Below are 23,891 nucleotides of genomic sequence, written 5' to 3'. Positions count from 1 at the left end.
TTCGGCAGGCAAGGAGATCGGCAGGCACGGAGATCGGCGGGCAAGGCGTCAGTCGCGCAGGCGACAGCGGCTTTCCGGACGGTCGTAGCCCAGGGTGTCTAGCTCGGTGTGCTGGTGAAGGAAGCCCTCGAACGGGGCCATGGCCACCAGGCTGTTGGGGTGAGCCAGCGGCACCGGCTGGCGCAGCTGGCCGTTCCAGTCGCGGAAGCTCAGCGGCCGGCCCTTGAAGGCGGCCAGCTCGAAGTCGTCGCCGAGCAGGTAGTCGCGCAGGATCTCCATGTCGGCGCTCTCGGTGCGCGTCACGGCTTCCCCCACGGCGCGTACCGCCGCCCAGGCGGCGTAGTCGGTGCCGGTCATGGGGCGCTCGGCCTGCTTGGCGAAGCGGTTCTGCAACTGCGCTGCCCCCCACGCCTCGATGGCCGGGTGCCAGGCATCCGGCGACATGCCCTGGGTGCCTACCACCGGCCTGGGCAGCCAGGTGTTGAAGGGCACGAAGTCGCCGAAGTCGTTGCGCTCGTCGGCCACCACCACCACGTCGTAGTCGGGCCCCTGGGTGAACAGCGGCAGCTCGGCGGAAGCGTTGCGGCGCATGTCGGCCTCGAAGGTCCACTCCTTGTCGGTGACCACGTTCAAGGCGAACTTCTGCGCCGAGCGGCGGAAGGCCTCGGCCCAGGCCCGGTCGTCGTCGGTCGTTCCGCTGATCAGAAACACCGAGCGCCAGCGGCGCACGTTCAACCACTGGGCCAGGGCATCGGTGAGCATGGCGTGGCTGGGGACGGTGTGCAGCAGATAGGGGGAGCACTCGTCGAGGCGCAGCGAGACGTCACGCGCGCCGGCATTGAACAGCAGGGCGCGCTCGCCGCCGATCTCGCTCGCCTTGCGCAGGGTCGTCGCCGGCACGTTCAGCACGATCAACTCGATGTCGGCGTCGAGCATGGCGGCCAGCGCTTCCAGCAGGGCGTCCTCACTGCCCAGGATGGCGCTCTCGAGTTGATAGTGCTGGCCGAGAAAGCGGCCGGTACTCAGGTTGTCGTTGATCGCCAGCTGCGCCCCCTGCAGGCCGGCGTCTTCGGGCTCGGGGGTCAGCCGGGCCAGCGCCGGGCCGCGGTCGGGCTGCCACTGCAGGTAGCCGAAACGCACCTCGAGCGTATCGGCCTGAGTCAGTGGGGCGAGCAGGCAGGTAGCGAGGAATACGCCGCCGGCCAGGCAACGGCTAAGCGGGGACTCTTTCATGATCGGCTTCATGATCGGCTCCTGTGGGGCAGTGAAAGGTCAGGTCACTGCACGATGAAGGTGCCAGTCACACCGCGTTCTTCCAGACCGGCGCAGGCCCATTCGTAGGTGCCAGGGCGAATGGGTACGAAGAACAGCTCCGCCTCGCCCTCCCGCTCGAACTCCAGCTCGGTGAGGGTGGGCGCCTTGATCTCGACGTTGCCCACCTCGATCTTGCGCAGCCAGGCGTTCTTGAAGAAGCCGGGCGCCACCCAGGCGCACTCCTGCATGCCGGTGGCCTCGATCACCAGGCGGTAGGACTGCCCGGTCTCCATGTGATGTTCGCGTACCGATACGCCGAGCATGCTCTCGCCGGTGCCGATCACCAGCCGTTCCAGGCGTTCGGGGCGGGTGGCGAGATCTCCGGCCGCCAGGGCCAGGGTCGAGGAGAGGCCCAGGGCCGCAGCGAGCAGTGCCAGGCCGAGCTGGCGGTGGGTAGGGCGCGTGGGGCGTGCGACCGGTGAGGTAAGGGGGGCGTCAGTCATGTTCGTTGTCCTTGTTGTCATGATGAGAGTTGTCGTGATGAGGGTTGTCGTGACGATCGTTCGTGTGAGGGATGTGGAGCAGTTCAGCACTTCACCCGCAGATGGCCCATGCCACCATGGGGCCCTTGTGCTCCTCCCAAGGGCTTACGACGGGAGCAGGGCGGGAAAAGCGAACTACGACCAAGGAAGGAGGGGGAAGGGGCAAAAAGTGGCGATGCGGCTGCGCTGCGTTGTGACCAGACTCGACGCAGCTAGTCACCACCAGCCAGTCACTACAACGAGTCAATCACCACAAGAACAGGTGCTCCCATGAACCGCATGCCCCTTCCTGTCCTTTCTTCCGCCGTTCACGTCTCCCGACGCCTCGCCGGTGTGGCGCTGCTGGCCCTGTCGCTGGGCGCCGCCAGCGCTGCCCTGGGGCATGGCGACGTCACGCCCCAGGAGGTCGACACCAAGGGATTGCCCGACCTGGGCGAGGCGCCGCTGATGGAAAACCCCTTCCGTTCCGGCAACCAGCACGCTGACCATTACGACGAGGCGGTTGCAGTCGGCGAGCGCGGTTACGCCGGCAACTGCGCCGTCTGTCACGGCATCCAGGCCATGTCGGGCGGTCTGACCCCCGATCTGCGCAACCTCGAGGAGTGGGACGACGAGTTCTATCTGCAGCGCGTGGTCAATGGCACCGAGCGGGGGATGCCGTCGTTCAAGTCCAACCTCGATCAGACCGCCATCTGGGCGATCAAGACCTATATCGAATCGGTGACCCCCTGAGGGGCGCCCGCCGACCGATTTTCCGGGAAGGAGGAGCGCATCATGGGCAAGCGCAACTGGATCAGCGTCCTGGCGGCGTCCGGCTGGCTGCTGCTGGCACCGCCAAGCGGTGCGGGCGAACTCTCGGCGGCAGCACTCGAAACCGCCCACGAGGTGACGCGAAGCCAAGCCAGCGCCGAGCTGCTGCGGCGCCCTGCGCTGCGCGATCTGGATGAGGTCCTGGCATCGGGGCATATCAACATCGGGCTCTACCAGGACTTTCCCCCTTACGCCTATCGCGACGAGCAGGGAGAGGCGCGCGGTATCGATGCCGAGATCGGCCGGGCCATCGCCGCCGGGCTGGGCGTGGAGTTTCGGCCTTTCTGGATCAAGCCAGGCAGCAGCCTGGGGCGGGATCTTGGCAACAGTGTCTCCCGCGGCCACTATCTGCGTCCCACTCAGGTGGCCGACGTGATGATGCGGGTGCCCTACGACCGCGACTTCTCCTACATGCGCGACTCCACCGGCGAGTACATCAACAAGAGCGTGGTGATGTTCGGCCCCTATCAGCGTGAGCAGTGGGACATCGCCTACGATGCCGGCCGGCTCGAGGGCGAGGTCACCCTGGGCAGCTTCCGCCAACAGCGCATCGGCGCGGAGTACGACACCCTGCCGGCCACTTATCTGACGGCCACCATGGGCGGCCAGCTGCGCGATGGCGTACGCCATTACCGTGATGTGGGAGATGCCTTCGCCGCCATGGCCCGCGGCGAGGTGGCCGGGGTCATGGCCATGCGCGGCGAGCTCGAACATTATCTGGCGCAGTATCCGCAGCATGATTTCCGCCTCGCCGAGGCGGTGTTTCCGGGCATCTCCCGCCAGCAATGGGACATCGGCATGGCGGTGCGCGAAAGCCATCGCCAGCTGGGCTATGCCGTCGAGGCGATCGTCGACCGTGCGCTGCGCGAGGGCAGCCTGGGCGACATCTTTCAGGCCCATGCACTGGTCTACCGCATGCCCGACTTCTACGCCGAGATCCTCGGCCAGACGGAGTGACGGCGATGCCCCGCTTGCTACCCGAATCGTGCCGCTGCGTCTGGCTGCTGGCCCTGGCCTGGCTGACGGTCACGCCGGTGGCCGCCGAGGTGCCGGAGGATCCCTTTCGCTCACCGATGTGGGACTACAACCTGGCCCGCTACCTGGGTGAGGGGGCCGACATCCGCCACAGCGACACGGTGGTACTCAAGGCGCCGCCCTTCGCCGAGGATGCCACCCAGGTGCCGCTGACCGTCGATCTGTCGGCGTTTCCCCATGCCGTCCAGGAGGTGATCGCCTGGGTGGACCTCAACCCGGTGCCGCATCTCTTCACCCTGCGCCCAGAGGCGGCCGACATCCGCACGGTGGCGCTCAACTTCCGCATTCAGCAGGCGTCCACCGTGCGCGCCGCGGTGCGTGACGACCAGGACACCTGGCACATCGGCAGCGTTCACGTCGAGGCTGCCGGCGGCGGGTGCACTGCGCCCAGCGCCACCGCCAGCAACCCCGACTGGGCGAACAGCTTCGGCCAGGTGCGCGGCGCCCTGTTCTCGCCGGCCGGGGGCATGGCCGGTAGCCGGCTCAAGGCCCAGGTCATGCACCCCATGGATTCCGGCATGGTGGCCAACATTCCCCGCTTCAACATCGAGAGCGTGGAGCTCCGCCACACGGCGAGCCAACAGCGCCTGGCCAGCATGTCGCTGTCGGAGTCCGCCTCGGAGAACCCGCTGTTCGTCTTCGACCTGGAGCACGACGACGCCCCGGCCGGCATCACCCTGCTGCTGCGCGACAATGGCGGCAACCTCATCGAAAGCCGCCTGGGGGGATGAGCATGCGCCAAGTCCTGCTGCTGCTGGGCTGTCTGATGGTGGGGAATTTCACCGCCCATGCCGATGCCTATCGCTACTCTCTCGAGCCGCTGGAGATCGCCCCGGGTGTATGGGTCTTCGAAGGCGCCAGGGAGGATTTTGCCCGCGCCAATGGCGGCAATATCGTCAATACCGCCTTCCTCATCACCGAGGAAGGGGTGGTCGTGTTCGATACCGGACCATCGCGTCGCTACGGCGAGCAGATGCGCGAAGCGATAGAGGCGGTGACCGCGCTGCCCATCACCCATGTGTTTCTCTCTCATCACCATCCCGACCACGTCTTCGGCAATCAGGCCTTCGATGCCGACATCCTCCATGCCCTGGAGGGCACCATCCAGCGTCTCGCCGCGCAGGGCGACGACTTCGCGGACAACCTCTACCGCGCGCTGGGCGACTGGATGCGCGGTACCGAGGTCGTACTGCCCACGCAAGCGGTGACCCCCGGGCGAGTGACGATCGGCGGCCGGGAGCTCGAGCTGATCGCCATGAGCGGGCATTCGGGCGCCGATCTGGTGCTGTTGGATCATACGACCGGTGTGCTGTTGGCCGCCGACATGGTGTTTTACCAACGTGCACCGACCACGCCGCACACACCGGGGATCGACGTCTGGCGTGAGGAGCTGCGTACGCTGGAAGCGCTCGATTTCCGCTACCTGGTGCCCGGTCATGGGCCGGTGGTGGAGGGAACGGAACCCTTCGAGCAGATGCACGACTATCTCGCCTGGCTGGACGACACCCTGCGCAGTGCCGCCGGCGCCGGCATGACCGCAAGCGAGGTCATGGCACTGCCGATTCCCGAACGATTCGATGAAATTGCCGTGGCTCGCCACGAGCTGATGCGCAGCGTGGTGCACCTCTACGGGCGCTATGAGCTGGAGGCACTCGAACTGATTTCCGAAGGAGGATGACACCACACCGACCCCGATTCATTGCCGTTTCTTGTCGCGCATGGCTCTTGCCACTTCTCTTCCTGTCAGCAGGAAGGCGGGTGGCTTTTTTGCATTCTCAGGGTCATTTTTCACTCAGGAGCCGGGGAGTATTACGACCAAGTGAGGAGAGCATGTCGTCCCTGTTGGCCATGGCTGGCCCGTAACACATGATACACATTGAGTCGTGAAGCGCCTGGCAGGAGCGGCGCTGGAGCGAATAACAATCCTGTTGACCTACTGCCCCTCCGGAGAGCGTCATGACTCAGTCATTTCCCATCGGCAAGCTGTCTCGACCGTTTGCCCTGACGGCCCTTGCCCTGGCCATTTCCGCCCAGGCCCAGGCCGTCACCTTCGACGACATGCTCAACGACCATCTCACCACCGATCAGGTGGTCACCAATGGCATGGGCCTGCACGGCCAGCGCTACAGCCCGCTGACGACACTCAATACCGACAACGTTCATCAACTCAGGCCGGTGTGGGCCTTCTCCTTCGGTGGCGAGAAGCAGCGGGGCCAGGAGTCCCAGCCGCTGGTCAAGGACGGCGTGATGTACGTGACCGGCTCCTACTCGCGTATCTGGGCGGTGGATGCCTATACCGGCGAGGAGATCTGGCAGTACGAGGCGCGTCTGCCGGATGGGATCATGCCCTGCTGCGACGTGGTCAACCGCGGTGCCGCCATCTATGGCGACAAGGTCTATTTCGGCACCCTGGATGCACGTCTGGTGGCGCTGGACCGCGAGACCGGGAGGGTGCAGTGGATCAAGCGCGTGGCCGACTACCAGGCGGGCCACGCGATTTCGGCGGCACCCATCGTGATCGACGGCAAGCTGATCACCGGGGTGGCCGGCGGCGAGTTCGGCGTGGTGGGCACGATCTTCGCCTTCGATGCCGAGACCGGCGACGAGCTGTGGACCCGACCGGTGATCGAGGGCCACATGGGCTACGTCTACGAGAACGGCGAAGCGGTAGAGAACGGCATCACCGGCGGTGAGGCCGGACTGACCTGGCCGGGCGACATGTGGCAGCAGGGCGGCGGCGCCCCCTGGCTGGGCGGCTTCTACGACGCCGACACCCATACCCTGCTGATCGGCACCGGCAACCCGGCGCCGTGGAACTCTCACCTGCGTCCCGGCGACAACCTCTACAGCTCCTCGCGGCTGGCCATCGACCCCGACGACGGCAGCATCAAGTGGCACTTCCAGGCCACGCCCAACGACGGCTGGGACTACGACGGCGTCAACGAGGTGATCTCGTTCGACTACGAGGAGAACGGCAGCGTGATCAAGGCGGCCGCTACGGCGGATCGCAACGGCTTCTTCTACGTGCTGAACCGTGAAAACGGCGAGTTCATTCGCGGCTTCCCCTTCGCCGACAAGATCACCTGGGCGGAAGGCCTGGACGAGAACGGCCGGCCGATCTTCAACCCCGCGGGGCGACCGGGCAATCCGGCGGATGTGGCGGATGAGCGAGGCGAGTCGGTGCAGGCCTATCCGGCCTTCCTGGGAGCCAAGAACTGGAACCCCATGGCCTACAGCCAGGACACCGGCCTTTTCTACATCCCCTCCAACGAGTGGATGATGGATATCTGGAATGAACCGGTCTCCTACCGCAAGGGGGCGGCCTACCTGGGCGCGGGCTTCACCATCCGGCCCGCCAACGACGACTACATCGGTGTGCTGCGGGCGGTCGATCCGCGCACCGGCGAAGAAGTCTGGCGGCATGAGAATCGCGCCCCGCTGTGGGGCGGCGTGATGACCACCGCCGGCAACCTGGTCTTCACCGGTACGCCGGAGGGCTATCTCAAGGCATTCGATGCCGTCACCGGCGAGGAGCTGTGGGGCTTCAACACCGGCTCCGGCGTGGTCGGTACGCCCATCACCTGGGAGATGGATGGCGAGCAGTACGTCTCGGTGGTATCCGGCTGGGGCGGTGCGGTGCCACTGTGGGGCGGCGAGGTGGCCGAGGTGATCAAGAACTTCAACCAGGGTGGCATGCTGTGGACCTTCAAGCTGCCGCGTGAGTACGCGCAGTAAGAGGGGGCGAAAGCGTTGCCCGCCGGGCCGCAACTGGGCCCGGCAGGCTACTACCAAAGGCCACCCCATCCTCCTTCAAATGAAGTATGGGGCAGGCCTTCAAAGGGTATCTACACTGGCTACAAGACTCGCTTCCTGGCGGGTCGGTCGAGTGAGCCGGGGCAGTACCCGACAGCACCGACGACCCGAAAGCAAGCAGCCTTTCTCTGCATTGCCGAGCAAGAACAACTCAATCAGGAGCTAGCATCATGATCTACGCCAATCCCGGTCAGTCCGGTTCCGTCATCACCTTCGAACAGCGCTACGGCAACTACATCGGCGGCGAGTTCGTCCCACCCGTCAAGGGCCAGTACTTCGACAACGTCAGCCCGGTCAACGGCGAAGTGTTCTGCCAGATTCCACGCTCCACCGCCGAGGACATCGACAAGGCGCTGGATGCCGCCCATGCCGCCGCTCCCGCCTGGGGCCGGACCTCCGCCACCGAGCGCAGCAACATCCTGCTCAAGATGGCCGACCGTATCGAGCAGAACCTGGAGAAACTCGCCGTTGCCGAAACCTGGGACAACGGCAAGGCGGTGCGCGAGACCCTCAACGCCGACCTGCCGCTGGCCATCGACCACTTCCGCTACTTCGCCGGCTGTATCCGCGCTCAGGAAGGCACCGCCGCCGACATCGACGCCAACACCGTCTCCTATCACTTCCACGAGCCGCTGGGCGTGGTGGGGCAGATCATCCCGTGGAACTTCCCGCTGCTGATGGCAGTGTGGAAGCTGGCCCCGGCCCTGGCCGCCGGCAACTGCGTGGTGCTCAAGCCCGCCGAGCAGACCCCGGCTTCCGTGCTCGAGCTGATGAAGCTGGTCGGCGACCTGCTGCCGCCGGGCGTGGTCAACGTGGTCAACGGCTACGGCGCCGAGGCGGGTCAGGCGCTGGCCACCAGCAAGCGCATCGCCAAGATCGCCTTCACCGGCTCCACCCCGGTGGGTGCGCACATCCTCAAGTGCGCCGCCGACAACATCATTCCTTCCACCGTGGAGCTGGGCGGCAAGTCGCCCAACATCTACTTCGCCGACATCATGGACGCCGAGCCGGCGTTCATCGAGAAGGCCGCCGAGGGTCTGGTGCTGGCGTTCTTCAACCAGGGTGAAGTGTGTACCTGCCCGTCGCGGGCGCTGATCCAGGAAGACATCTACGACGCCTTCATGGCCAAGGTCATGGAGCGGGTGGGCAAGATCAAGCGTGGCAATCCGCTGGACACCGACGTGCAGGTCGGCGCTCAGGCCTCCCAGGAGCAGTTCGACAAGATCATGTCCTACATGGACATCGCCCGCGAAGAGGGGGCAGAGTTCCTCACCGGCGGCGACAAGGAGAGCTTCGACCCGGCCTATGACAAGGGCTACTACATCCAGCCGACCCTGCTCAAGGGCAACAACAAGATGCGCGTGTTCCAGGAGGAGATCTTCGGCCCGGTGGTGGCGGTGACCACCTTCAAGGACGAGGCCGAGGCCCTGGCCATCGCCAACGACACCGAGTTCGGTCTCGGCGCCGGGGTGTGGAGCCGCGATATCAACGTCGCCTTCCGCATGGGCCGCGGCATCCAGGCCGGCCGCGTGTGGACCAACTGCTACCACCAGTACCCGGCTCACGCCGCCTTCGGCGGCTACAAGAAGTCCGGCGTCGGCCGCGAGACCCACAAGGTGGCGCTCGAGCACTATCAGCAGACCAAGAACCTGCTGGTCAGCTACGACATCAACCCGCTCGGCTTCTTCTGAGCCAGCATGTCGTGAACCACGCCGCCCGACCGGGCGGCGTCCTTCCTCTTTTTTCGAGAGTGGCCCACCACTCCAGGCCCTGGCGATTGCGTTGATTCCGTCTTCGGCAACTGCCGTCCGACACGACAGGAGAGATAAGGAGAGCAAGGCTATGGACAAGACGATGAGAGCCGCCGTGGTGCGCAAGTTCGGCGAACCGTTGGCCATCGAGGAGGTCGAGGTACCGCGTCCCGGCCCCGGCGAGGTGCTGGTCAAGATCGCTGCCTCCGGTGTATGCCATACCGACCTGCACGCCGCCCACGGCGACTGGCCGGTCAAGCCCAATCCGCCCTTCATTCCCGGCCACGAAGGCGTGGGCCACGTCGCCGCCGTCGGTGCCGGGGTCAAGCACCTCAAGGAGGGCGACCGTATCGGCGTGCCCTGGCTGCACTCCGCCTGCGGCCACTGCGAGCACTGCCTGGGTGGCTGGGAAACCCTGTGCGAGTCGCAGCAAAACACCGGCTATTCGGTCAACGGCGGCTTCGCCGACTACACCCTGGCGGTGGCGGACTACGCCGGCCACCTGCCGGACAATGTCGGCTTCGTCGAGGTTGCCCCGGTGCTGTGCGCCGGCGTCACCGTCTACAAGGGGCTCAAGGTCACCGACACCCGCCCCGGCCAGTGGGTGGTCATTTCGGGCATCGGCGGCCTGGGCCACATGGCGGTGCAGTACGCCAAGGCCATGGGACTGAACGTGGCCGCGGTCGACATCGACGACGCCAAGCTGGCACTGGCCGAGCGGCTGGGGGCGAGCGTGACGGTCAACGCCGCCAAGACCGACCCGGTGACCTATCTCAAGAAGGCCATCGGTGGCGCCCACGGCGTGCTGGTCACGGCGGTGTCGCCCAAGGCCTTCGAGCAGGCCCAGGGCATGGTACGCCGCGGCGGCACCATCTCGCTCAACGGCCTGCCGCCCGGCGACTTCCCGTTGCCGATCTTCGAGACCGTGCTCAACGGCATCACCGTGCGTGGCTCCATCGTCGGCACCCGCCAGGACCTGCAGGAGTCGCTCGACTTCGCCGGCGAGGGCAAGGTCAAGGCCACGGTGAGCACCGACCGCCTGGAGAACATCAACGACGTCTTCCAGCGTCTTCATGAAGGCAGGATAGAAGGCCGGGTGGTGCTCGACCTGGCCAGCTGAAAGGTTGCTCTCTCGTCGCCTGAGCTGGCGGCGTTCAGGCGCGACTCCGGTCGCGCCATTTTTTTTCCACCCCTAGCAGCTCGGCTTCACTTCGACGACGCAAGAGCACGTCCCATCCCACGGCGACTGCCAGCAGCACGAAGCCACTCAGCTCCAATGCCATGTCGTAATCGATAAACAAAGCGTAGAGCACCAGCAACGCTGCGCCGGCTGCCGTCAGAGCGGGCCACGGCGTATGATGCCGGCGAATGCCCGTCGCTGCCATGGCCAGGGTCAGCAACACCAGGACGGCAATGGTACCGGCCCACAGGCCTTCGTCGAGGGTCAGGTGAACGCCCAGCAGCGGCAGCAGGGCCACTAGTGCCAGGGTGCCATAGCAGCTCAACAGGGCCAGCAGCCAGGCCAGCATTCCAAGCAAGCCCCGGCGATACCACAGTCGCAGCCAGCGTCGCGGATCGAGACGACGCCACCAGCGCTGAAGCCAGGCGGGTTTGTGAGCGCCACGGCGCATGCCGATTTCGACGGAGTGCGCACCGAAGCCGGCGGCGATCTCACGGGTCTGGGCGCTGGGGCTCAGCGCAAAGTAGTCATGGCTGCCGACGATGGTGACGTCTTCGAAGCCGGCTTCCTCGAACAGTGCCAGCAGTTCCTCCTTCACCGTGGCGCCCACCACGCACTCCACCCACAGGCGTGGGTCTTCATGGCAGTCCACCGACACCGGGCGATGGATCACCACGTCGGCAAGCTGTACGCGACCGTGGGGTTTGAGTACGCGAAACATCTCGGCAATGGCAAGGCGCTTGTCCGGCACCAGGTTGAGCGCGCCGTTGCTGGTGATACTGTCGATGCTGGCGTCCGGTAGCGGCAGCTGTTCGGCGGAGCCTTGAACCACGGCCAGGTGATCGATGGCGTGGCGCTCGGCGGCTTGTTGAAGCCGGCGGGTCATGGCGGCCGTCAGGTCGAGGGCGATGACATGTCCCTGGGGGCCGGTCAGTTGACGCGCGATCAGGGCGTCACCGCCCGCTCCGGCGCCGATGTCCAACACCCGGTCGCCGCGGCGGATGGCTTCGGCGCGAAACGGGCAGCCGACGCCGGCGAAGGCATCGCTGACCTCGGTGGGCAAGGTGGCCAGCCGTTCGGGGGCATAACCCAGCCGGCGACTGGCTGCGACACCGACTGGAAAGTGAAAAGGGGCGGTGGGTCGATCTGCCACGGCGGTGTACATCTGCTGCACCGCGGTCAGGATCTGGGGGCGGGAGTAACCGAGTATGGCCACCATGCTGCGTTCTCCTCACGGGTTCCTGCCGGGGTCGGGCTCGTCGAAGCCGTCGAGCAGGATCCTGATGCGCTGGTGCAGGCGCGGTGGGGCCTTCGCCGTGCCGGTGGCTGCCACCCGGGCTCGCAGTCGACGTTCGAACTCGGCCCGCGTGAAGCAATCGCGACAGCGTGCCAGATGCCATTCGATATCGGCCGCTTGCTGGGAATCGAGCTCCCGGTCGAGGTAGTCGAAGAGTCGTTCGATGACCTCTTCGCAGCTCATTGCCCTGGGATTCATTCTCGTGTCCCTCCCTCTTTGTTGCCGAGCACAACGCCTGCTTCCCTGGCCTGGTCCCAGAGCATCTTCTGCAAACGGGAACGTGCCCGGCTCAACCGCGAGCGCACGGTGCCTACCGGAATGCCGAGCAGTCTCGCGACTTCTTCATACGTATAGCCCTGCACCTCGACCAGCACAATCGTCACCCGATAGGCATCGGGCAGCGCATCGAGTGCCCGTTCTAGGTCCTCCTGCAGCAGGCCATTGAAGAACTGCTCTTCGAGGCTTCCCCACCACAGCAGAAAGGGCTGATGCAGCTGCTGGAAAAGCGTGAAGCTGGCGCTGTCGAGTTCGCTGGGTTCGGTGATGTCAGCACTGGCACTCTGCGGGCGGCAGCGACGCCGGCGCCACTCGCTGATGAAGGTATTGGTGAGAATATGAAACAGCCAGCCTTCGAAGCGCTCGGGGTCTTGCAGCCGGCCGAGCTGGCTCCAGGCCTTGGCCACGGCCTCGGCAACGACATCCTCGGCATCGGCGGGGTTGCGGGTCAGCCGCAGCGCCGTGCCGTATAGACGGTCCAACAGCGGCGCCAGGCGCCGCTCGAACCACTCCCGCCGACTGGCGGTATCGTCGAAGCGCATGATCGTTCCCGTGGCAAGCGGGCTTCCGGCGATGGGCGAAGCCCCCGGCTGGCAGGGCAAGGAACCGGCCACTGTCATGGCGATACCTCTTGAAGCTTGGCTCGCTCGCCCCTGCTGGGCAAGCGCACATCGCCAGGACGCGTCATCCCCACGTTCGGTTCCCATGGGAACCCTTTCTCCGTGCGCTGCGTCCTGGCCGTACGGCACCAGGCGGTGCCGTTCATATCAGCCGAACAGGAGCAAGCGTCATGAGCGACACGATAAATACAGCGGCCGCCAGCGTGGACCGCCGGGAGCTGGAGGAGCGCGTCAAGGCGATGTATCGCGAGGTGGCCGAAGCGCCCGCAGGAGAGTTCCATTTCGAGATGGGGCGCCCTCTGGCCGAGCGGCTCGGATACGATCCGCTAGGCCTGGACCGGATCCCGGCGGCGGCTATCGCCTCCTTCGCAGGGGTGGGTCATTTCCACGATCTGGCTGCCATACAGCCCGGCGAGACGATACTCGACCTCGGTAGCGGCTCCGGCATGGACAGCCTGCTGGCGGCACTGGCCACGGGGCCGGGCGGGCAGGTGCTGGGGCTCGACATGACCGAGGCCCAGCGTGGAAAGGCCGAGCGGCTGGCGCGCGAAGCCGGCTTCGAGCAGGTCACCTTTCATGCCGGCTACATCGAGTCGCCGCCCTTCGCCGATGCCAGCGTCGATGTGGTGATCAGCAATGGCGTGATCAACCTCTCCGCCGACAAGGCCAAGGTGTTTGCCGAGGCGGCGCGGGTGCTGCGCCCCGGTGGACGCCTGGCGCTGGCCGACATCGTCACCGAAACGGCGCTACCCGAGAGCGTCTCCTGCAATGCCACGCTCTGGGCCGCCTGCATCGGTGGCGCCCTGCAGCAGGATGCCTATCGTGCAGCCATCGAGGCGGCCGGGCTGCAGATCGAGGTCTGGCGCGAGCATCCCGAGTACCGCTTCCTGACCGCGTCGGCCCAGGCGGCCTGCGCTACCTACGGGGTCAAGAGCATCTCGCTGCTGGCGATCAAGCACTGAGTAGCGGGATCTTCATATCGAAGAGGAGTGAAACCATGAAAACGATCATCACGCCCATCGCACTGGCCTTTGGATTGGCTGCGGTCCTTCCACCCTGGGCACTCGCCCAGGACAACGCCTTGCCGGAGGGATTCGCGACCTCACCGGTGTTGAAGACGACCGTGACCCGCGATGGCGATACCATCGCTTGGCCGGAGGGGACGCCCGAGATCGTCTCCGTGATCGGTACCATCGAGCCGGGCGGCAGGACGCCACTGCATCAACACCCGGTGCCCGTCTATGTCTTCGTGCTCGAAGGTGAGGTGGAGCTGCGCACGGAGGGTGGCGATCCTCATGTGTACGGCACGGGAGAGGCCTATGTCGAAGCGCTCAATCGCGATCACCAGCTCTTCAACGTGAGCGACAGCGATGCCAGGATTCTGGTGGTGTTCGCCGCAGCGGAGGGGCAGCCCACCACGGTGGCCAGCGAGTGACCGCTGTGGCAGTTGTCGCGGGGGAGGCGACCCCGCGGCAACTGCACTGGATGGTAACGTGCAGGGTGATGCCCGTCGGGGCGGTGCTGTTGCAGTCGTGAGATAGCGCGCTAGCATGGCGGAAACCCCGCACGAGGAACGCCATCATGTGGCATCAGCAGGAACTGCGCCTGGCGCCGCGCTCGCGCGGCTTTCATCTGATCACCGACGAGATCGCCACAGCGCTGGCCGAATTGCGCGAGGTAAAGGTCGGCCTGCTGCATCTGCAGCTGCTGCACACCTCGGCCTCGCTGACCCTCAACGAGAACGCCGACCCGGACGTGCGCCACGACCTCGACGCCTTCCTGCGCGAACGCATCCCGGGGGATCTGCCCTATTTCCGCCACACCCTGGAGGGGCCGGACGACATGCCCGCCCACGTCTGCGCCAGCCTGCTCGGCACCCAACTGACCCTGGCGGTGCGCGACGGTCGCCTGGCGCTGGGCACCTGGCAGGGCATCTGGCTCGGCGAGCATCGCGACCACGGCGGGGCGCGGCGGCTGATCGCCACGCTGCAGGGCGAGTAGCGCGTTTCAAGCGGCCGGCGCGGCCAGCCACTGCTCGGCCAGCCGGCGGGCCTGGGCGGGCTGGCGCACGGCGGCCAGGCGCCCGGCCTGACGCTTGACGCCGGCGCGCTTGAGCTTGAGTACCATGCGCGCCGGCATGCCGATGAAGATCAACCCCACCTGGCGCGCACTCAGTTCCTCGACCAGCGACTGCAGGGCAACGATGGCCGTGGCATCCAGGCTCGGCACGTCGCGCATGTCGAGCATCACCACCCGCACCTCGGGGTCCACCACCCGCAGCGACGATACGGCCTTCTCCGCGGCGCCGAAGAACAGCGGCCCGTTGATGTCATACAGCGCTACCTGGCGCGGCAGGTCGCGGCTCTCCTCGTCGTGGCCCGGCTCCAGGCGGCGGGCATGGGTCAGATGGGCCATGCGGCGAATGAACAGCGCCGCGGCAAGGCCGATGCCGACCGCCACCGCCAGTACCATGTCGAACACCACCGTGAGCAGGAAGCAGATCACCAGGATGGCGACGTCGCTGCCCGGCGCGCTCTTCAAGGTGTGCATGAAGTGGCGCGCCTCGCTCATGTTCCAGGCGATGATGAACAGCAGCGCTGCCAGCGCCGCCATCGGCACCAGGGCCAGCACGCCCGCCAGCGCCACCACCGCCAGCAGCACGACCAGCGCATGGATCACCGCGGCCAGCGGCGAGAAGGCGCCGCTGCGCACGTTGGTGGCCGTGCGCGCCAGCGCCGCGGTGGCGGTGATGCCGCCGAAGAAGGGGGCGGCAATGTTACCCAGCCCCTGGCCGATCAGTTCGGCATTGGGGTCGTGGCGGGTGCGCGTCAGGCCGTCGGCCACCACCGCGCAGAGCAGCGACTCGATGGCAGCCAGCATGGCGATGGCCAAGGCCGGGCCGAGCAGCTCGCGGATCAGCGCGAAATCCACCGTGAGCGGCAGACCGTCCGGCCCCGGCAGGCGCCAGGGCAGCACCAGCCCCGGGGCGAAGGGCGGAATGCCGCTGCCGCTCTGGCCCTGGTATTCCCAACTGAAACGCGAGGCAATGGTCTCGACTTCCATGCCCCACCAGGTGGCGGCCAGGGCAGCCAGCGTACCCACCGCCAGGCCCACCAGCGGGGCCGGCACCGGCAGCTTCGAGCGCGGCCACAGGATCAGCGTGCCCAGCGTGATCAGGCCGATACCCAGCTCGGCCGGCGCCAGCGAGGGCAGGGCATGCAGGATGGTCACCAGATTGTGCAGCGTGCTGTCGCCGAGCGCGACATCGTCCAGCCCGAGGAAGTCGGGCAGCTGCAGCAGCGCGATCACCACGGCGATGCCGGCGGTGAACCCGAGCACCACCGGATAGGGCACGAACTGGATCAGGTTGCCCAATCGCGCCAGCCCCAGCGCCACCAGGATCAGTCCCGCCATCAGTGTGGCGATCAGCAGCCCACCGAGACCATGACTGGCGACGATGGGGAACAGGATGACCACGAAAGCGGCGGTGGGGCCGGAGATGTTGAAGCGCGAGCCGCCGGTGAGGGCGATGATGGCGCCGGCCACGATGGCGGTATACAGACCGTGCTGCGGCGGCACGCCGGTGGCGATGGCCAGGGCCATGGAGAGCGGCACCGCGACGATACCGATGGTCAGGCCGGCCAGCAGGTCGCGCTTGAGCTCGGCCAGGCCGTAACCCTCTCGCCAGGCGGCGAGCAGCGCGCTGCCGGGCAGGGGGAATCGAAAACCGGATGGGAAGCGGGAGCGGGCCATGGCGATACCGAGAGAGGCGCAAGGTAACGATAACGTTACTCCTGCATATTGCGTCGCCACAAGGCGGCAAACGTCTATGTCTTATCCGGCCAGCGCTCGCCGACTTTTCAGACTATGCCCAAGTTGCAAAAGAAAGCGGCGACACCCGAAGGTGTCGCCGCGCTAGGTCAAGCGAGCCGGTCAGGCCGGGCTGGCGTCCGCCGGCGGTTCGCCCACCGCTCCCGGCATGGCCTGCACGCTGCCGCCCTGACCGGCCAGGGCCAGGAAGTGCAGATGGCGCTCGTACTCCGAGAGTACGTCGGCGATCACCTGGCCGCGGGTGAAGCCGTTGAGATCCTTCTCCTGGCCGCCTTCGGCCAGATAGACGTCCAACCGCACGTAGAAGTCGTCGTCCGCCGGCAGGAAGCTCGGCGTGCGCATGCGGTGCGGACACACCTGATAGACGAAGCTGGCAGCATTCTCCAGGTCCACCTGCAGGGTCAGGCAGGGCAGCGCCTCGCCTTCGAGCTGCTCCTCGCTCACGTTGGCCTCCTGGCCGCGGCTTTCGAGTTCCTGGGCGAACTGCGTCAGCGCCGGGCGAATGGCGTGCTCGAGGGTGGCGGCGGCGCCCGCACGGGTGGAGGTATCCAGGGCGCGGTCGAGACGCTCGCGCCAGTCGCCGCCCGGGGCGGTGCCGGCAATGCGACGGCGCGCTTCGGCCTTGCTGCCCTCCAGCTTCAACGCCTTGTACATGCCGAGCATGATGGCGAATATCACCAGCGAGAAGGGCAGGGCGGTGATCACCACCGCGCTCTGCAGCGCCGCCAGGCCGCCTGCCATGAGCAGTGCCACCGTCACCAGGCCGATCACCGCCGACCAGAAGATGCGCAGCTTGATCGGGGCGTCGTGGTTCACGTCGGACAGGATAGAGGTGAAGTTCGCCAGCACCAGCGCGCCGGAGTCCGCCGAGGTGATGAAGAAGACGATGCCGAGAATCGTCACCACCGCGGCGGTGAGGCCGACCCAGGGGTAGTACTCGAGCAGCGTGTACATGGTGGTCTGCGGAGTGTTCAGGGCCTGTTCGCCGAGCTCGACGACGCCCTGGTTGGCCACCAGTTCGATGCCGCTGTTACCGAACACCGACATCCACACCATCATGAACGCCAGCGGAATGCCCAGCGCTCCGGCGACGAACTGACGGATGGTGCGGCCGCGGGAGATACGCGCCAGGAACAGGCCGACGAAGGGCGTCCAGGCGATCCACCAACCCCAGAAGAAGATCGTCCACCACATTTTCCATTCGTTGGCCTCTTCACCGGCGAAGGCATAGGTGTTGAAGCTCATGGCCACGAAGCTGGAAAGGTAGTCGCCGGCGTTGTTCACCGCCATGTCGAGCAGTTGCAGGGTGTGGCCCTGAAACAGCACGAACAGCAGCAGCGCGAGCGCCAGCAGCATGTTGAACTCCGACAGCCGGCGGATGCCCTTTTCCACCCCGCTGACCACCGAGATGGTGGCGAGCACCACCACCAGCGCGATCAGGATGATCTGCACCGAGAGGCTCTCGGGCACGTCGAACATGTAGGCCAGGCCGTAGTTGAGCTGCATCACGCCGATGCCGAGGCTGGTGGCGATGCCGAACACGGTGGAGATCACCGCGGTGATGTCCACGGCGTTACCGATGGGGCCGTGGATACGCTTGCCCAGCAGCGGGTAGAGCGCGCTGCGGATGGCCAGCGGCAGGCGGTGGCGATAGCTGAAGTAGGCCAGCGCCATGCCCATCAGCACGTAGAGCCCCCAGCCGGAGAGCCCCCAGTGCATGAAGGTCTGGACCACGGCGGCGCGCATGGCCTCCTGGCTTTCGGGAGTCAGCTCCGGCGGCATCAGGTAGTGGGCCACCGGCTCGGCGACGCTGAAGAACAGCAGGTCGATGCCGATGCCGGCGGCGAACAGCATGGCCGCCCAGGAGAGCGTCGAGAACTCCGGTCGTGAGTGGTCGGGACCGAGACGGATGCGACCGAAGCGCGACATGCCGATGGCGATCACGAAGACCAGGTAGGCCAGCACCGCCAGCATGTAGTACCAGCCGAAGGTTTCGCTGACCCAGGCCAGGCCGGCATCGAAGAAGGCGCCGGCCTGTTCGGTGAAGGTCATGGTGAGCACGAGAAAGACCAGAATGCCGGCCATCGAGCCGTGGAAGACCACGGGGTTGAGCCGATCGCGACGCTCGCTGGGTAGGTTCTGCGCCATGTAGGCGAACTCCATTCCGAAGTGAATGAACCTTTCCGCCAATCCCTGTCGAGACGTGCTCTGGATTGTTTTGCAACAATCGAAAGCACGCCTGAGGACCATTCAATGCTTCAGACCTGACGGAACCGTCGGCGACTACCGAAGCCGAAAGGAGACCGTTCGTACGCCGCTGCGGCGGAATTGGAATGATGGCGTCAGGGCTGACAACTTCATGGCGGAAAGCCGCTCTTATTTTTGAATGAACGTTCAAATAAAATACGCGCTTTGCCTGTGCCCTTCAACCCTGCGTTAACAGATTCGGGCAAAACGTTAACGAGTCTACGCAAAGTTAGCTTGCAGGCTTACTTACCCCAGCTATACCTGATGTAACCGACTGCAAGTCAGGGAACATGCACGCTATGCCAGTATCGGCATGGATGCTTTCGGGAAGACCGCTCGGACCGGTGCCGGCTCGTGCGGGCAAGAAGTACAACGATAACGCTTGTTTCCGGAGTATCTGATGGCTCAAGAAAAGAAAACGCTCGCGGCCCAGGCCGGCGGGCAGAGCGCCAGCGACAGCAAATCCACCACCGACACCTCGCGTCGTCGTTTCCTCACGGGATCGGCAGCGGCCGTGGGGGCCGGGGCGGCCGCCGCGGTGGGCTTCCCCAGTATCGCCGTGGCTCAGACCACTACGCTGCGCTTCCAGAGCACCTGGCCCAACCAGGATATCTTCCACGAGTTCGCTGCCGACTACGTGCGCATCGTCAACGAGATGTCCGGCGGTCGCCTGCGGCTCAACCTGCTGCCGGCCGGTGCCGTGGTCGGAGCGCTGCAGTTGCAGGATGCGGTGATCTCCGGCGCGCTCGACGGCGGCCATGGCGTGACGGCCTACTGGTACGGCAAGCACAAGGCCTTCTCGCTGTTCGGCACGCCACCACCCTTCGGTTGGGATGCCCATCAGTTCCTTGCCTGGTACTGGACCGGCGGCGGCATGGAGCTCTACGGCGAGTTGCTGGAGATGCTCGAGCTGCCGCTGGTGGGCTACCAGACCGGCCCTATGCCTACCCAGGCACTGGGCTGGTTCAAGGAGCCGATTCGCAGCGCCGACGACCTGCGCGGTCTCAAGTACCGCACCGTGGGCCTGGCGGCCGACCTGATGCGCGAGTTCGGCGCGGCCGTGACCATCATGGGCGGGGGCGACATCGTGCCGGCTATGGACCGCGGCCTGCTCGACGGCGCCGAGTTCAACAACCCCTCGTCGGACCGGCTGCTCGGCTTCCCCGACGTCAGCAAGACCTGGATGCTGCGCAGCTATCACCAGGATTGCGAGGCTTTCGAGATCATCTTCAACAGGAACCGGCACGACAGCCTGCCCGAGGAGTTCCAGGCCATTCTGCAGTATGCCGCCAAGGCGGCCTCTTCCGAGATGTACTGGAAGGCCATGGAGCGCTATCCGCGCGATCTCAACGGTATGCGCGAACAGCAGGGAGTACAGACCTACATCACACCCGACTCGGTGCTGCAGGCCCAGCTCGAAGCGTGGGACAAGGTGATCGAGAACGAGTCCCGCGACGAGTTCTTCAAGAAGGTGGTGGACCACCAGCGGGAGTACTGTGAGCGGGTCGTGGGCTACCACCTCGAGCACACCACCCCCAAGGAGCCGGCCTACGTGCACTTCTACGGCAAGTCGCCAACCGACACCTCAACCATCCTGTGAGCCGCCGGGCCTGCGGGCCCGGTTCGGCATGTTGCCCCGGAGCAGGACGTTGCCGGGTTCATGTTCCGTCCTGCGCCACCCCGGTGGGTGGCGCAGGGATGGTGAGAGGTGACCATGCGTTTCGTGTTCTTCATCGACCATCTCAGCACCTGGGTGGGCAAGACCTTTGCCTGGGCGATTCTGATCCTCACGCTGGTGGTGAGCTACGAGGTCTTCATGCGCTATGCCATGGGGGCGCCGACCACCTGGGCCTACGACACCAGCTACATGCTCTACGGTACTCTGTTCATGATGAGCGGCGCCTATGCGCTGGCTCACAACGCCCACGTGCGGGCCGACGTGGTGTCGCGCTACTTCCCCACCCGCGTCCAGGCCGGGCTGGAGCTCGCGCTCTACCTGCTGTTCTTCTACCCCGGCATCTTCGCGCTGCTGTTCTACGGCTGGGACTTCTTCGCCATCTCCTACCGTCAGAACGAGCACAGCTCCTATACGCCCGGTGGCCCGCCCATCTGGCCCTACAAGTTCGTGATTCCCGCCTGCGCGGCGCTGTTGGCCCTGCAGGGGGTGGCGGAAGTGACCCGCTGCGTGATGTGCCTCATGCACGGCAAGTGGCCGCGCCGGCTGGGTGACGTGGAGGAGATCGCCATTCCCATCAACAAGGAGGCGGAGATCAAGGCCGCCCAGGAACAGTCAGGGGAGCCCCGCCAATGAGCGAGCCGGAAATCGGTATCCTGATGCTGGGCATGCTGATCGTGCTGATCATGCTCGGCTTTCCCATCGCCTTCACGCTGATCGCCATGGGCATCGGCTTCGGCTACTTCGCCATCGGCGACATCATTTTCTCGCTGCTGGTGCAGCGTGCCTACGGCGTGATGTCCAACGACGTGCTGATCGCCGTGCCGCTGTTCCTGTTCATGGGCTACATGGTGGAGCGGGCCAACATCCTCGACCGGCTGTTCGCCAGCCTGCAGCTTGCCGCTCGCGGCATGCCCGCCTCGCTGGCGGTGGCCAGCTTGATCACCTGTGCGCTGTTCGCCACCGCCACCGGCATCGTCGGTGCCGTGGTCACGCTGATGGGGCTGCTGGCGTTGCCCGCCATGCTCAACGCCGGCTACGACAAGCGCATGTCGAGCGGCGTGATCTGTGCCGGGGGCTGCCTCGGTATTCTGATCCCGCCGAGCATCATGCTGATCCTCTACGGGGCGATGGCCGGCGTCTCGGTGGTACGTCTGTATGCCGCGGCGCTGATTCCCGGGTTGCTGCTGGCGGGGCTGTACATCGTCTACGTGATGGGGCGGGCGATGATCAACCCCAAGGTGGCGCCCAAGCTGCCGGCGGAGAAGCTCGACGTGCCGCTGGGAGAGGTCTACCGGGGCCTGCTGACCTCCTTCGTGCCGCTGTTCGTGCTGATCATGTCGGTGCTGGGGGCGATCCTCTTCGGCCTGGCCACGCCTCACGAAGCTGCGGGTATCGGTGCGCTGGGCGCCATCCTGCTGGCGGCGGCCTACCGCCAGCTGACCCTGGCGCGGCTGCGCGAGGCGGTGTTTCTCACCGCGCGTACCAGCGCCATGGTGTGCTGGCTGTTCGTCGGCTCGTGGATCTTCTCTTCGGTGTTCTCGCTGCTCGACGGCCATTCCCTCATCGAGCACTGGATCAGCGGCATGTCGCTGACGCCGCTGCAGTTCCTGCTGCTGGCGCAACTGCTGATCTTCATCCTCGGCTGGCCGCTGGAATGGACCGAGATCATCATCATCTTCGTGCCGATCTTCCTGCCGCTGCTGCACTTGTTCGGCATCGACCCGCTGTTCTTCGGCGTGCTGGTGGCGCTCAACATCCAAACCTCGTTCCTGACGCCACCCATGGCGATGTCGGCCTTCTACCTGAAGGGCATCTCGCCCAAGGGCATCGAGCTCAACGACATCTTCATCGGCATCGCCCCGTTCCTGCTGCTGGTGTTCGTGGCCATGTTCATTCTCTACATGGTGCCGAGTATCGTCTTCTGGCTGCCGGGGGTGCTCTACAACTGATAGCGAAGATGCCAGAAGAAACGCAGCGGGCCCGGCGCAATGCCGGGCCCGTTCGTATCGCACCTGGTGCGGCTTGGCGATCAGCCGCGGCCGTGATGCTTGTGGCCTTTGTGCTTGCCTGATTTCATGAACGCTTCGAGAGCGTCGATCTGCTCTTCGGTGAGCACTTCCGTCAAGGCTTCACGATGTTCGTCGCGCAGTTCCTGCCACGCTTCGCGGCGCTCCTCGCGGGAGTCGAACTCCTGGCCGCGCAGCTCCTGCATGTCGGCATACAGGGATTCGCGCAGTTCGGTCAGCCGCTCGCGCTCCTCGTCGGAGAGCTCCCAGCTGTCGACCAGAGTGGTCAGGCGCTGCTGCATGCTCTGACGACGCTCACCGCCACGCTCGGCGCGGTGCTCCTGGCGCATTTCGCGCTTGGCCTCGCGCAGGGCTTCACGCTGCTCCTCGTCGAGGATCTCGTCCATGCGCTCGCGGTGCTGCTCGTGCAGCTCGCGCAGCGCCTGCATGTGCTCATCGTGGGCCTCTTCCAGGGCGCTGCGGGTCTCCTCGTCGAGTCCGGCACGCTCGAACAGCGCCTGGCGCCGCTCCTGGAAACGTTCCTGGCGTTGCTCGTGCCAGCCGCCTTCGCCCTGTCCGGGAGCGGCCACCGCAGCCAGCGACATGGGGGCGATGGCGACGGCGAGCAGGGCGGGCATCAGCATGTTTCGGGTAATGGTACGGCGCATGCGAGTGACTCCTTCACGTTGAGTGGATGCTTGCAGTGTCGTACGGCCCTGTGCAATCAACTTGCAGCAATCGTGCAACTACAAAGGCTCGTCGTCGTTCGACAGGACAACCTGGCTTGGATTCCATCGTCGGCCGAATGGGCAGGCAGGGACGCTCACTCTTCAGGCTGATACTTGTAGCCCACTCCGTAGACAGAACGAATGATCTCGCGCTCGGGCCAGATGTCGGCGATCTTGCGCCGGAGCTTCTTGACGTGGCTATCCACGGTGCGCTCGGAGACGATGCGATGATCGCGGTACATGCGGTCCATCAGCTGGTCGCGGGTGAAGATGCGGCCGGGGGCCTGCATCATCACCTTGAGCAGTTGATATTCCACCGCGGTAAGCCCCAGGTCCTGGCCGTCGGCCAGCGCGCGCCAGCCCTCGTCGTCGAGGGTGAGCTGGCTGCCGCCGGCCGCGGCGGGGTCGCGCAGCGCCTGGCTGCGCCGCAGCACCGCCTTGACCCGGGCCACCACCTCGCGCGGGCTGAAGGGCTTGCAGATGTAGTCGTCGGCGCCGAGCTCCAGGCCCAGCAGGCGGTCGACCTCCTCGACCCGCGCCGTGAGCATGATGATGGCAATGCCGGGCCAGCGCTGGCGAATCTCGCGACACAGGGTGAGGCCGTCGGTGCCGGGTAGCATCAGGTCGAGCAGCACCAGGGCGGGCAGCCGTTCCTCGCCGGCTTGCTCATTCAGCCATGGCAGCACCTGGTCGCCATGGTCGATGTGGCGGGTGGCAAAGCCGCTGCCCTCCAGGTAGTCGGCTACCAGACGGGCGATCTTGGGTTCGTCCTCGACGATCAGCAGGGTGTCACGTGGGGCGTCGGAGTCATGCATGGGCGCCT

General features: G+C 65.8%; 22 protein-coding genes. 13 read left to right on the top strand and 9 right to left on the bottom strand.

Features of this window, described 5'->3' with window-relative positions; translation table 11 throughout:
- Nucleotides 1-48: 48 nt before the first annotated feature.
- Both C4S71_RS11195 and C4S71_RS11190 read right to left on the bottom strand, forming a co-directional pair.
- Nucleotides 49-1,233: an ABC transporter substrate-binding protein gene (locus C4S71_RS11195; protein WP_103969192.1), complete on the bottom strand. Its 1,185-nt coding sequence runs from the start codon at nt 1,231-1,233 to the stop codon at nt 49-51.
- 44 nt (nt 1,234-1,277) lie between these two features.
- Nucleotides 1,278-1,757 carry a cupredoxin domain-containing protein gene (locus C4S71_RS11190; RefSeq protein WP_103969161.1) on the bottom strand — a complete coding sequence of 160 codons (480 nt, stop codon included), beginning with the start codon at nt 1,755-1,757 and terminating at the stop codon, nt 1,278-1,280.
- A gap of 309 nt (nt 1,758-2,066) precedes the next feature.
- Here C4S71_RS11190 and pedF point away from each other — a divergent pair, with 309 nt between their 5' ends.
- The 7 genes from pedF to adhP all read left to right on the top strand — a co-directional run bounded on the left by pedF (nt 2,067) and on the right by adhP (nt 10,325).
- The gene (pedF, locus tag C4S71_RS11185) at nt 2,067-2,528 is read left to right on the top strand and encodes a cytochrome c-550 PedF (protein WP_235014324.1); all 462 of its coding nucleotides are present in this window, start codon (nt 2,067-2,069) and stop codon (nt 2,526-2,528) included.
- 42 nt (nt 2,529-2,570) lie between these two features.
- Entirely contained in the window at nt 2,571-3,563 is a 993-nt protein-coding gene (locus tag C4S71_RS11180) for a substrate-binding periplasmic protein (protein ID WP_086510116.1), read from the top strand.
- A gap of 5 nt (nt 3,564-3,568) precedes the next feature.
- Nucleotides 3,569-4,372, top strand: coding sequence for a quinoprotein dehydrogenase-associated SoxYZ-like carrier (locus C4S71_RS11175; protein ID WP_160113379.1), 804 nt, complete (start codon nt 3,569-3,571; stop codon nt 4,370-4,372).
- A 2-nt stretch (nt 4,373-4,374) separates the two neighbouring features.
- Nucleotides 4,375-5,319, top strand: a complete 945-nt coding sequence (locus C4S71_RS11170; protein WP_103969159.1) for a quinoprotein relay system zinc metallohydrolase 1 — start codon at nt 4,375-4,377, stop codon at nt 5,317-5,319.
- Nucleotides 5,320-5,597: 278 nt separating this feature from the next.
- A complete protein-coding gene (locus C4S71_RS11165) occupies nt 5,598-7,376 on the top strand; it encodes a PQQ-dependent methanol/ethanol family dehydrogenase (protein ID WP_086510114.1) in 1,779 nt (592 codons plus the stop codon).
- A gap of 248 nt (nt 7,377-7,624) precedes the next feature.
- On the top strand, nt 7,625-9,145 hold the full coding sequence (exaC, locus tag C4S71_RS11160; RefSeq protein ID WP_103969158.1) for an acetaldehyde dehydrogenase ExaC: 1,521 nt from the start codon (nt 7,625-7,627) through the stop codon (nt 9,143-9,145).
- A 151-nt stretch (nt 9,146-9,296) separates the two neighbouring features.
- Complete coding sequence (gene adhP, locus C4S71_RS11155; protein WP_103969157.1) at nt 9,297-10,325, top strand: alcohol dehydrogenase AdhP; 1,029 nt, start codon at nt 9,297-9,299, stop codon at nt 10,323-10,325.
- A gap of 34 nt (nt 10,326-10,359) precedes the next feature.
- On the opposite strand, the gene C4S71_RS11150 is transcribed toward adhP, so the two are convergent.
- Genes C4S71_RS11150 through C4S71_RS11140 form a run of 3 tightly spaced genes read right to left on the bottom strand, consistent with a single transcriptional unit; the run spans nt 10,360 to nt 12,578 of the window.
- Nucleotides 10,360-11,604: a MerC family mercury resistance protein gene (locus tag C4S71_RS11150; protein ID WP_103969156.1), complete on the bottom strand. Its 1,245-nt coding sequence runs from the start codon at nt 11,602-11,604 to the stop codon at nt 10,360-10,362.
- 12 nt (nt 11,605-11,616) lie between these two features.
- Nucleotides 11,617-11,880: an anti-sigma factor family protein gene (locus C4S71_RS11145; protein WP_103969155.1), complete on the bottom strand. Its 264-nt coding sequence runs from the start codon at nt 11,878-11,880 to the stop codon at nt 11,617-11,619.
- Nucleotides 11,877-12,578 carry a sigma-70 family RNA polymerase sigma factor gene (locus tag C4S71_RS11140; protein WP_200825279.1) on the bottom strand — a complete coding sequence of 234 codons (702 nt, stop codon included), beginning with the start codon at nt 12,576-12,578 and terminating at the stop codon, nt 11,877-11,879. The genes C4S71_RS11145 and C4S71_RS11140 overlap by 4 nt, the downstream gene beginning before the upstream one ends.
- A gap of 170 nt (nt 12,579-12,748) precedes the next feature.
- On the opposite strand from C4S71_RS11140, the gene C4S71_RS11135 reads away from it, so the two are divergent.
- The 3 genes from C4S71_RS11135 to C4S71_RS11125 all read left to right on the top strand — a co-directional run bounded on the left by C4S71_RS11135 (nt 12,749) and on the right by C4S71_RS11125 (nt 14,579).
- Nucleotides 12,749-13,540, top strand: a complete 792-nt coding sequence (locus C4S71_RS11135; RefSeq protein WP_103969154.1) for a methyltransferase domain-containing protein — start codon at nt 12,749-12,751, stop codon at nt 13,538-13,540.
- Between the two features lie 35 nt (nt 13,541-13,575).
- The gene (locus tag C4S71_RS11130) at nt 13,576-14,013 is read left to right on the top strand and encodes a cupin domain-containing protein (protein WP_086510108.1); all 438 of its coding nucleotides are present in this window, start codon (nt 13,576-13,578) and stop codon (nt 14,011-14,013) included.
- A gap of 146 nt (nt 14,014-14,159) precedes the next feature.
- Nucleotides 14,160-14,579: a secondary thiamine-phosphate synthase enzyme YjbQ gene (locus C4S71_RS11125; RefSeq protein WP_086510107.1), complete on the top strand. Its 420-nt coding sequence runs from the start codon at nt 14,160-14,162 to the stop codon at nt 14,577-14,579.
- A 6-nt stretch (nt 14,580-14,585) separates the two neighbouring features.
- Here the strand turns inward: C4S71_RS11125 and dauA are convergent, their stop codons facing one another.
- Both dauA and betT read right to left on the bottom strand, forming a co-directional pair.
- A complete protein-coding gene (gene dauA, locus C4S71_RS11120) occupies nt 14,586-16,331 on the bottom strand; it encodes a C4-dicarboxylic acid transporter DauA (RefSeq protein WP_086510106.1) in 1,746 nt (581 codons plus the stop codon).
- Nucleotides 16,332-16,511: 180 nt separating this feature from the next.
- On the bottom strand, nt 16,512-18,557 hold the full coding sequence (gene betT, locus C4S71_RS11115) for a choline BCCT transporter BetT (RefSeq protein ID WP_086510141.1): 2,046 nt from the start codon (nt 18,555-18,557) through the stop codon (nt 16,512-16,514).
- Nucleotides 18,558-19,056: 499 nt separating this feature from the next.
- Between betT and C4S71_RS11110 the strand changes: the two genes are divergently transcribed.
- The 3 genes from C4S71_RS11110 (at nt 19,057) to C4S71_RS11100 (ending at nt 22,283) form a co-directional block, all read left to right on the top strand.
- Nucleotides 19,057-20,256, top strand: a complete 1,200-nt coding sequence (locus tag C4S71_RS11110; RefSeq protein ID WP_103969153.1) for a TRAP transporter substrate-binding protein — start codon at nt 19,057-19,059, stop codon at nt 20,254-20,256.
- Between the two features lie 114 nt (nt 20,257-20,370).
- A complete protein-coding gene (locus C4S71_RS11105) occupies nt 20,371-20,967 on the top strand; it encodes a TRAP transporter small permease subunit (RefSeq protein WP_086510104.1) in 597 nt (198 codons plus the stop codon).
- Entirely contained in the window at nt 20,964-22,283 is a 1,320-nt protein-coding gene (locus tag C4S71_RS11100; protein ID WP_086510103.1) for a TRAP transporter large permease, read from the top strand. The genes C4S71_RS11105 and C4S71_RS11100 overlap by 4 nt, the downstream gene beginning before the upstream one ends.
- Nucleotides 22,284-22,363: 80 nt before the next feature.
- On the opposite strand, the gene C4S71_RS22605 is transcribed toward C4S71_RS11100, so the two are convergent.
- Together C4S71_RS22605 and C4S71_RS11090 are read right to left on the bottom strand one after the other, a co-directional pair.
- The gene (locus tag C4S71_RS22605) at nt 22,364-23,008 is read right to left on the bottom strand and encodes a hypothetical protein (protein WP_191223290.1); all 645 of its coding nucleotides are present in this window, start codon (nt 23,006-23,008) and stop codon (nt 22,364-22,366) included.
- A gap of 155 nt (nt 23,009-23,163) precedes the next feature.
- Nucleotides 23,164-23,883, bottom strand: coding sequence for a response regulator (locus tag C4S71_RS11090; RefSeq protein WP_086510102.1), 720 nt, complete (start codon nt 23,881-23,883; stop codon nt 23,164-23,166).
- Nucleotides 23,884-23,891: the final 8 nt, after the last annotated feature.

This window comes from Billgrantia desiderata (assembly GCF_900108215.1).
GTDB lineage: Bacteria > Pseudomonadota > Gammaproteobacteria > Pseudomonadales > Halomonadaceae > Halomonas > Halomonas desiderata.
The sequence above is the reverse complement of the archived record's forward strand: the minus strand, read 5'-3'. Positions and strand labels throughout refer to the sequence as shown.

Coding starts and splice junctions, on each gene's coding strand:
- C4S71_RS11195 (WP_103969192.1), bottom strand. CDS start 1,233: ATGAAAGAGTCCCCGCTTAGCCGTTGCCTGGCCGGCGGCGTATTCCTC.
- C4S71_RS11190 (WP_103969161.1), bottom strand. CDS start 1,757: ATGACTGACGCCCCCCTTACCTCACCGGTCGCACGCCCCACGCGCCCT.
- pedF (WP_235014324.1), top strand. CDS start 2,067: ATGAACCGCATGCCCCTTCCTGTCCTTTCTTCCGCCGTTCACGTCTCC.
- C4S71_RS11180 (WP_086510116.1), top strand. CDS start 2,571: ATGGGCAAGCGCAACTGGATCAGCGTCCTGGCGGCGTCCGGCTGGCTG.
- C4S71_RS11175 (WP_160113379.1), top strand. CDS start 3,569: ATGCCCCGCTTGCTACCCGAATCGTGCCGCTGCGTCTGGCTGCTGGCC.
- C4S71_RS11170 (WP_103969159.1), top strand. CDS start 4,375: ATGCGCCAAGTCCTGCTGCTGCTGGGCTGTCTGATGGTGGGGAATTTC.
- C4S71_RS11165 (WP_086510114.1), top strand. CDS start 5,598: ATGACTCAGTCATTTCCCATCGGCAAGCTGTCTCGACCGTTTGCCCTG.
- exaC (WP_103969158.1), top strand. CDS start 7,625: ATGATCTACGCCAATCCCGGTCAGTCCGGTTCCGTCATCACCTTCGAA.
- adhP (WP_103969157.1), top strand. CDS start 9,297: ATGGACAAGACGATGAGAGCCGCCGTGGTGCGCAAGTTCGGCGAACCG.
- C4S71_RS11150 (WP_103969156.1), bottom strand. CDS start 11,604: ATGGTGGCCATACTCGGTTACTCCCGCCCCCAGATCCTGACCGCGGTG.
- C4S71_RS11145 (WP_103969155.1), bottom strand. CDS start 11,880: ATGAATCCCAGGGCAATGAGCTGCGAAGAGGTCATCGAACGACTCTTC.
- C4S71_RS11140 (WP_200825279.1), bottom strand. CDS start 12,578: ATGACAGTGGCCGGTTCCTTGCCCTGCCAGCCGGGGGCTTCGCCCATC.
- C4S71_RS11135 (WP_103969154.1), top strand. CDS start 12,749: ATGAGCGACACGATAAATACAGCGGCCGCCAGCGTGGACCGCCGGGAG.
- C4S71_RS11130 (WP_086510108.1), top strand. CDS start 13,576: ATGAAAACGATCATCACGCCCATCGCACTGGCCTTTGGATTGGCTGCG.
- C4S71_RS11125 (WP_086510107.1), top strand. CDS start 14,160: ATGTGGCATCAGCAGGAACTGCGCCTGGCGCCGCGCTCGCGCGGCTTT.
- dauA (WP_086510106.1), bottom strand. CDS start 16,331: ATGGCCCGCTCCCGCTTCCCATCCGGTTTTCGATTCCCCCTGCCCGGC.
- betT (WP_086510141.1), bottom strand. CDS start 18,557: ATGGCGCAGAACCTACCCAGCGAGCGTCGCGATCGGCTCAACCCCGTG.
- C4S71_RS11110 (WP_103969153.1), top strand. CDS start 19,057: ATGGCTCAAGAAAAGAAAACGCTCGCGGCCCAGGCCGGCGGGCAGAGC.
- C4S71_RS11105 (WP_086510104.1), top strand. CDS start 20,371: ATGCGTTTCGTGTTCTTCATCGACCATCTCAGCACCTGGGTGGGCAAG.
- C4S71_RS11100 (WP_086510103.1), top strand. CDS start 20,964: ATGAGCGAGCCGGAAATCGGTATCCTGATGCTGGGCATGCTGATCGTG.
- C4S71_RS22605 (WP_191223290.1), bottom strand. CDS start 23,008: ATGCGCCGTACCATTACCCGAAACATGCTGATGCCCGCCCTGCTCGCC.
- C4S71_RS11090 (WP_086510102.1), bottom strand. CDS start 23,883: ATGCATGACTCCGACGCCCCACGTGACACCCTGCTGATCGTCGAGGAC.